The organism is Vibrio sp. 1151_11 (assembly GCF_029478525.1).
GTDB lineage: Bacteria > Pseudomonadota > Gammaproteobacteria > Enterobacterales > Vibrionaceae > Vibrio > Vibrio anguillarum.
This window is the reverse complement of the sequence record NZ_SHMN01000013.1, coordinates 105,920-113,285: the sequence shown is the minus strand read 5'-3', so window position 1 is coordinate 113,285 and position 7,366 is coordinate 105,920. Positions and strand designations below refer to the sequence as shown.

General features: G+C 47.1%; 8 protein-coding genes. 1 reads left to right on the top strand and 7 read right to left on the bottom strand.

The genetic code is table 11. The features are described 5' to 3' along the window. Positions 1–248 precede the first annotated feature (248 nt). Complete coding sequence (locus EXZ60_RS11325) at positions 249–1,028, top strand: TSUP family transporter (RefSeq protein ID WP_277435723.1); 780 nt, start codon at positions 249–251, stop codon at positions 1,026–1,028. On the opposite strand, the gene EXZ60_RS11320 is transcribed toward EXZ60_RS11325, so the two are convergent. From EXZ60_RS11320 to EXZ60_RS11290, 7 genes are all read right to left on the bottom strand, one after another. Further along, a complete protein-coding gene (locus EXZ60_RS11320) occupies positions 952–1,824 on the bottom strand; it encodes a LysR family transcriptional regulator (protein ID WP_277435722.1) in 873 nt (290 codons plus the stop codon). The two genes, EXZ60_RS11325 and EXZ60_RS11320, sit on opposite strands and share 77 nt — an antisense overlap. A gap of 102 nt (positions 1,825–1,926) precedes the next feature. Beyond that, positions 1,927–2,547, bottom strand: a complete 621-nt coding sequence (locus EXZ60_RS11315; RefSeq protein ID WP_013856095.1) for a TRIC cation channel family protein — start codon at positions 2,545–2,547, stop codon at positions 1,927–1,929. Positions 2,548–2,621: 74 nt separating this feature from the next. Then, positions 2,622–3,446, bottom strand: coding sequence for a vitamin B12 ABC transporter substrate-binding protein BtuF (btuF, locus tag EXZ60_RS11310; protein WP_088729140.1), 825 nt, complete (start codon positions 3,444–3,446; stop codon positions 2,622–2,624). After that, positions 3,447–4,400 (bottom strand): cobalamin biosynthesis family protein, encoded by a 954-nt coding sequence (locus EXZ60_RS11305; protein ID WP_017050448.1) that lies wholly within the window; start codon positions 4,398–4,400, stop codon positions 3,447–3,449. 17 nt (positions 4,401–4,417) lie between these two features. Then, positions 4,418–5,113, bottom strand: a complete 696-nt coding sequence (gene mtnN / locus EXZ60_RS11300; RefSeq protein ID WP_277435721.1) for a 5'-methylthioadenosine/S-adenosylhomocysteine nucleosidase — start codon at positions 5,111–5,113, stop codon at positions 4,418–4,420. Positions 5,114–5,371: 258 nt separating this feature from the next. After that, positions 5,372–5,797: a DUF1499 domain-containing protein gene (locus EXZ60_RS11295; RefSeq protein ID WP_081244961.1), complete on the bottom strand. Its 426-nt coding sequence runs from the start codon at positions 5,795–5,797 to the stop codon at positions 5,372–5,374. A 140-nt stretch (positions 5,798–5,937) separates the two neighbouring features. Continuing rightward, the gene (locus tag EXZ60_RS11290; protein ID WP_026029144.1) at positions 5,938–7,350 is read right to left on the bottom strand and encodes an FAD-dependent oxidoreductase; all 1,413 of its coding nucleotides are present in this window, start codon (positions 7,348–7,350) and stop codon (positions 5,938–5,940) included. Positions 7,351–7,366: the final 16 nt, after the last annotated feature.

Genomic DNA, 7,366 nt, shown 5'->3' with positions numbered 1-7,366 from the left:
TCATTAATTATGTTTAGAGCTTGAGAAACATCCATAAAAAAATCCAAGTGCATTAAATACACTTGGATTTTGACAGCTCTGAAGGATCGTTCAACCGATCACTTTGGCCTTAACTGATCGGCATTAGGCCTAGAGGATAGCTTTTTAATTGATGAAAAATGGGAATGGGTTGTTGTCTTGGCTTTCGCTGTTTTCACCTTTTAAGTGGTGCTATTGTTGGTTTTTATTGTTCAATGCGTTGATAAGAAATGGAACTTTCACTGGAAGTATTAGGCCTGTTGTTTTTGGTTGCAGGGATTGCAGGGTTCATTGATGCGATGGCTGGCGGTGGCGGTTTGCTTACTTTGCCGGCTTTGCTGGCAGTAGGCGTGCCACCGACTCAAGCGCTGGCTACCAATAAGCTGCAAAGCTCATTTGGCAGTTTCTCCGCCACTTGGTATTTTGTACGCAATGGCATTGTGAACCTAAAAGAGATGAAGTTGGCGATAGCTTGTACTTTTATCGGCGCTGCGTGTGGGGCTGAACTTGTGCAGCATATGGATGCCAGTTTGTTGACCAGCTTAATCCCGCTGTTGCTGATCGGTATTTCGCTCTATTTTCTACTTGCACCCGCGACGAAAACCCACAATGGGCCTGCTCCATTGTCTGAAACGGCTTTTGCTTTTACGGTCGGTTTTGGTATCGGTTTTTATGATGGTTTTTTCGGTCCGGGCACCGGGTCTATTTTTACGGTCTGTTTTGTCGTGTTAGGTCATTTTTCGTTGATTGAAGGGACTGCAAGAACCAAGGTTCTCAACTTCACTTCAAACATTGCTGCGCTGCTTTTTTTTGTTATTGCTGGCTTGCCGATTTGGAAGATAGGGCTGGTGATGGCCGTCGGTGGTTTTTTAGGGGCGAGAATGGGCGCAAAGATAGTGGTGACTAAAGGGCAGAAATGGATCCGCCCATTAGTTATTGTGATGTCGATGTTAATGGCAATAAAACTTCTTTGGCAACAGCATCAGCAATGGTTGTTATCAATCTTTTGACCCTTGGCGAGCGATAACTATTGCTGCGCAGACAGAGATGAACAGGCCGAACCAAAGGTTGCAGTTCATCAAAATCAAAGTAATAGCGAGGTTCAATGTTCAACGCTTTAATCACTGAAAGTGGTACTAAAGCAGGCGTCATGCCTCCTAATGCCAATTGTGCTGCGGCCGTATACGAGTCCATTTCCATCTGTGGCGTGATGGCGAGTTTCGCCAATATATCGACTTGATAGGCGTTCGCTGGGTTGGACAAATCATTGGTAACGAGCTGTTTAGGTAACGAAGATAAGGGTGTTTGGCTGACAATGTAAAAGGGTTCATCTACCAGATGAAACGTCATTAGCCCATGATTAGCGGGTAAGTAGCCTGCGCAAAATCCTAATGTCGCTTTGCCTGATTGAACGTGCTGAACAATCCTCGGCGTATGGTTCGTGGTGATGGTGATGAACTTATCGTGCTTGAGGTACTGCCCCATGGTGGTATTAATATAGCCAGCGACTAACGTTTCTGAGCAGTCTATCCTGATCAGTGTGGCATCCGTAAAAGATTGCTGATCGAAAATTAAACCGCATAACTCACTAAAGCTTGGGCCAATAGTTTCAACCAAGGCCTGTGCATCTGTGGTTAATTTAATCTGTCGGCCATCAGGCTCAATCAGCTTTTTACCGACTCTTTTTTCTAAATTAGCAATCCGCTTACTAACGGCGGACTGGCTAATGTAGAGTAGGCTGCCCGTACGCCCCATGGTTTTTTCTTTGCTCAGTACCAGCAAAGTTTCGATACCTTCTAGCAACATAATTAATGACGATGAGGAATAGATTGGCTCATCTTATCGCAAAGTGACCATAACCCATAGCGTCTGTACATGTTACTGTTTGTGGTTTTGATGAGATCGGCTTTATTTATTCAGTGCAAAAGTGGGCAGTGATAAGTGCCAGCGGATCGCGCCAAGTCGAATGATTAAGGTTGAGGCGACTCCGGCCAGAAAGGCGCTTGAGCTATCGTAGCCCATCGCTAGTGCTGTGGTATGAAACAGACCGCCGATGATACAAGCTGTAGCATAGACTTCGCTGCGTAGCACCATTGGAATCTCACGGGCCAGTACATCACGAATAATACCGCCGCCACAGCCCGTGATAACGCCCATGATTACCGCAACCATGGCCGAGTCTTGATAGTTCATCGCCTTTTCAACACCAATGCCAACAAACACCGCTAAACCGATTGCATCACAAACGGGTAATATCCACCAAGCAACGCGTTTAGGCCTGCGAACCAGCAGCATGGTGAGTAAACAAGTGATGAAAATGACCCAAAGATAAGTGGTGTCTTTTATCCAGAAAACTGGCGTCGCACCCAATGCCATATCACGAATTGTTCCACCGCCAATTGCAGTAACGCTCGCAAGCACGACCACGCCAAACGGGTCCATTTTTAATCGACCAGCTAATAATACGCCAGAAATGGCAAAGATAGCCGTACCAAATAAGTCAATAAGATAGAGCAGCATGGAGTCCATGTTACTGGGTTCTCTTTAGTCGTTAATGGAACAAAATTCGGGCAGGAATTGTACGAGATTTTATTACGCAAGCGTTAGCGTTTTTGGCGAACGACGGAAAAGTACTCACACACTTCTTCTATCGCTTGCAGTGTTCTGGGCGTTGGTCGATTTAACCAATCTGAGGTCAGTGCCCACACAAACCCGTTTTGTACAGCGGGTAGTTGCTGTTGCCACTTTTGCCACATCGTGCCATTTTTTATCGCATGTTCAGAGGTGAAAATTACATCAGGTTTAGCCAGCAGCACTTGCTCAATCCCAACTTGAGGGTAGGGGGATGCGCTGTTGGCAAAAATATTTTCGCCGCCACAAAATTCAAAGACTTCACTGGGCCAACTGCCTTTGGCCAGTGTGATGATCGGTTTTTCACTGAGTTGATAGAAATAACGAACTTTACTTTGGCTGCCATAACTCTGTTTCAGAGTGATGAGTGATTGACGAAAATCACGCGCCGCTTGCTGGCCGATACTCGGATCATCGGCAAATTGGCTAAGTGCTTCAATATTATTGGCAATGTCATCGAGTTTTTGAGTTTTTGTCGTATAAATCCTCAGCCCTAACTGCTCTAATTTATCGAGCTCCTTCGCCGGATTGCCCGCAGGCCAAGCAATCACTAAATCCGGTTTTAGGGTAAGAATGCGCTCTATATTCAACCCTTGGTAATTGGCCACTTTTTCGAGTTTGAGTGCTTGTGCTGGGTAGTCACTGTACTCGCTGACGGCCACCAATTTATCACCAAGGCCAGCCGAAAAGGCCAATTCCGTGGCATGAGGGGCTAAGCTAATGATGCGTTTAACTTGCGCTTGAACTGGAAAAGCCACGCACAGCGTGACGACAACATTGAGAAACAGTAAACGCATCTAAAATCCTTGATGGACGAGCAGCAGTATCACGCTCTCTAATGCTATCCACGCGAAAATACGCCAAGCTAACAGTTTTTGGATTTGCGCAAGGTGGAAGGCTGATGGGGCGATACGTCCGCCTATTTTTACGCGCAGGGCTTTTTTATCACCGTAGATAGCTGGGCCACCTAAGGCCAGTGATAGTTTATTACCGACGGCGGTTAACAGCCATGCAGGCCCCGGGAGTGGCCATAAGCGGCTTTGTTGTAACATGGCTGAGAAGGTGTTTGATGCGTTGCGACCAATGATAATCAATAGGCTAAATAGGCGCAGTGGCACAAAGTCAAGCACAGCCAGCAAGCGTACCGATGGAATACCAAAAGGATGAAACGCCGCTCGCGAAGGCGCCCAAGCTCTGGCGAGTTCCGCGATGAGACGGTACATCAACGCGCCAATACCTCCAAGACAGGCGTACCAAAATAGCACTGCAATCACGTTGCGCCCATAGCCAACAATGACGGTTTCAGCCCCCGCCTTACCTAACCCCAGCGCTGACAAGCTATCGGTTTCACGATTCACAAAAGGGGCAAGCACGCTGCGAGCGTATTTTTTGTCTTCTTTGCTGAGTGCGCCGATAAGCTGATTGGCTAATAATTCTTGGCTACGCCAATCAAATGCGAGTAATAGTAGCGCTAAATCAAATAGTTGAGGTTGCCATACCAAAGGTTTTAACGCGACTAAGGTGACCCATGCGGGTAGGCACATCAATAGCCAAGCCAGTGTGCCGGAAAGTAGGCTTTGTGAATAACTGCTACTGGTATTGACTTTATCCGCTAATATTTCCGCAAATTTTCGCCACAAAGTGACGGGATGAGCGTTACGCGGGATGGGTAAAATAAGATGAAAGGCAACCGCTCCCCACATAACGAGGAGCGTACCGTTGGCATACAAGTAGGTGATTAACTCGTCCATGTTGAGTCTGTCACTGCTTACTTAAGCAGTTCGACCATCTTAATCACCATTTCTGATGAGCTTTGTGCGGCAAGCGGTAAAAATTCATCAAAGGACATCGGCGACGCTTTATCGGCTACATCTGAAATGGCGCGAACGACCACAAAAGGCACTTTGAATTGGTGGCAAGTTTGTGCAATTGCTGAAGCTTCCATCTCAACGGCAATCACGGTTGGGAAGTGTTGGCGAATAAAGCTTTGACGCTCAGCGGTACAAACGAAAGCATCCCCGGTACAAATCAGGCCGCGTACCGCGTGCTTATCTTTGATGTGTGTTAGTGCTTGTTCTGCAACGCGGATCAAAGCATCATCCGCTTTGAAAGCGGCTGGTTGACCTGCCATTTGCCCCATTTCATAGCCAAATGCTGTTACATCGGCATCATGGTGACGAACTTCGCTTGAAATGACTACATCACCCATGGTTAAGCTTGAATCAAAACCACCTGCAGAACCGGTGTTAATCACTACATCTGGTTGGTATTCATTAAGTAAAAGAGTGGTGCCAATGGCTGCGGCGACTTTACCAATGCCAGATTGTAGCACCACCACATCCACCCCATGGATTTGACCTGAAAAATAGGTGCAGCCCGCTTTGCTGACTTCTTGAACATTGTCGATTGCGTCTTTTAATATCGCGACTTCTTGCTCCATCGCGCCAATAATGCCGATTTTCATGAGGTTTCTCTTATTCGGTTAGTAGTAAATATTCGGTTAGTAGTAAATATTCGGTTAATAGTAAATATCTGGTGAATATCCCCTTCCTACTTGAAGCCGCAGTGGTGTTGGCTACGTTCGTTCACCCCAATCACATAGTTTGCCTATGCTCATGGGGACTCACTCACTTGCCGCCTACCTGCAACTCCAAGTTGTTTGGGTATAGCAAAATTGGCCGAAGTTTAGCACGAAACTTTCCGCCAGTGCGATATTGAGCAACTATTCAATCAAGCCTGCTTTGGTGAGGTTTTCTCGCAGTGTTTCTGCTCGCTTACGATTGACGCCCATATCTGAATAACCAATGCGCGATTCAGATCGTACGATTAAACGTCCGTTCTCTATCTTAAGTTCAAGATCATCCACAAATCGCCAAATACGACTGGTGCATTCAATGCGGAGATAATTGTCCTCTTTCACCGCCGTTTTAGAGCGAGGAATAGAAAGCGCTACCGCTTCGATTTTATCTAAAGAGACGCCTGTTTTGAGGATAAAGGGAGAGAGCGAGAACGCGTTACGCTCATCTTGAGTCGAAACGCAATTCGGTTTATTTCCGCAAGGGGTCGCAGTGCGATCGGTCATAGTTGTCACTCCTTGGCTGCAAGCGGTTAGTGTGGCAAACATCAGTAAACTTAGTACTACGCGCATGATAGTCCTTATCAAATGAATCCTCATTACCAATCGCCAAAATACAAGCAAGCTGCAGTGTCGATGGTTGAAGGAAAATGGCCTAAGAAAAAAGGATTCACGTTACCATGAATCCTTCAAGGATATTAAGCAGTTAAGGCTTAAAGGCCTAAGTAGTCAAGTATTCCTTCTGCGGCTTTGCGCCCTTCGTCAATGGCCGTGACGACCAGATCGGAGCCGCGCACGGCATCCCCACCAGCAAAAATTTTTTCATTACTGGTTTGGTACTGGAACGATTGCTGCGACGCGGCCTTAATGCGTCCCCATTGATCAAGTTCAACGCCGAATGGCTCAAGCCATGGCATGGCATGTGGCTGAAAACCAAACGCCATAATGACGGCGTCGGCTGCCAACACATGTTCGCTACCCGCAACGGGCTCGGGCTTGCGACGCCCAGCAGTGTCAGGCTCCCCTAAAGCGGTTTGCACCACTTTAACGCCACTCACTTGGCCTTGTTCATTGACCTCAATGGCGAGCGGTTGCAGGTTGAACATAAATTCTACGCCTTCTTCTTTGGCATTTTTCACTTCTCGGCGTGAACCCGGCATGTTCTCTTCATCGCGTCGGTAGGCACAAATCACTTTGGCGGCATGTTGGCGAATGGAAGTACGCACGCAATCCATCGCAGTGTCTCCGCCTCCAAGTACCACGACTTTTTTGCCCGCCATATCAATAAATGGTTGGGGCGATTCCAAACCCATCACTTTATAAGTATTTGATACTAAGAAGGGTAGAGCATCGTAAACACCGTTTGCCTCTTCATTTTCTAGCCCTGCGCGCATGTTTTGGTAAGTCCCTACACCGAGAAAAACCGCATCATATTCATTAAGCAGCGTTTGCAGTGTGATGTCTTTACCTACTTCGATGTTGAGCTGAAATTCGACGCCCATCTCACTGAAAATGCGGCGGCGGTTTTCCATTACGCCTTTTTCAAGTTTGAAAGAGGGAATACCAAAGGTTAGCAAACCACCAATTTCAGGATAGCGATCAAACACCACAGGCTTCACCCCGTTGCGCACTAAAATATCGGCTGCGGCTAGGCCTGCTGGGCCTGCACCAATGATCGCTACTTTCTTATCCGTCCACTCCACGTGTGACATGTCTGGTTTCCAGCCCATCTCAAACGCTTTGTCGTTAATGTATTTTTCGATGTTACCTATGGTGACCGCACCAAAGTCATTGTTTAGGGTACAAGAACCTTCACAGAGGCGATCTTGTGGGCAGACTCGCCCACAGACTTCGGGCAAGCTGTTGGTTTGGTGCGATAGTTCAGCGGCTTCAATAATGCGCCCTTCGTTGGCCAGTTTTAGCCATTGCGGAATGTAGTTGTGTACTGGGCATTTCCATTCGCAGTAAGGGTTGCCGCAATCTAAGCAGCGATCCGCTTGAGCGGTCGCTTGCTGTTTAGTAAAGGGTTCGTAAATTTCGACGAACTCGATTTTGCGAATAGTGAGCGGCTTTTTTGCCGGATCAACTCGATTCACATCAATAAATTGGTATACGTTCTGGCTCATTAATCTGGCTCCTTCC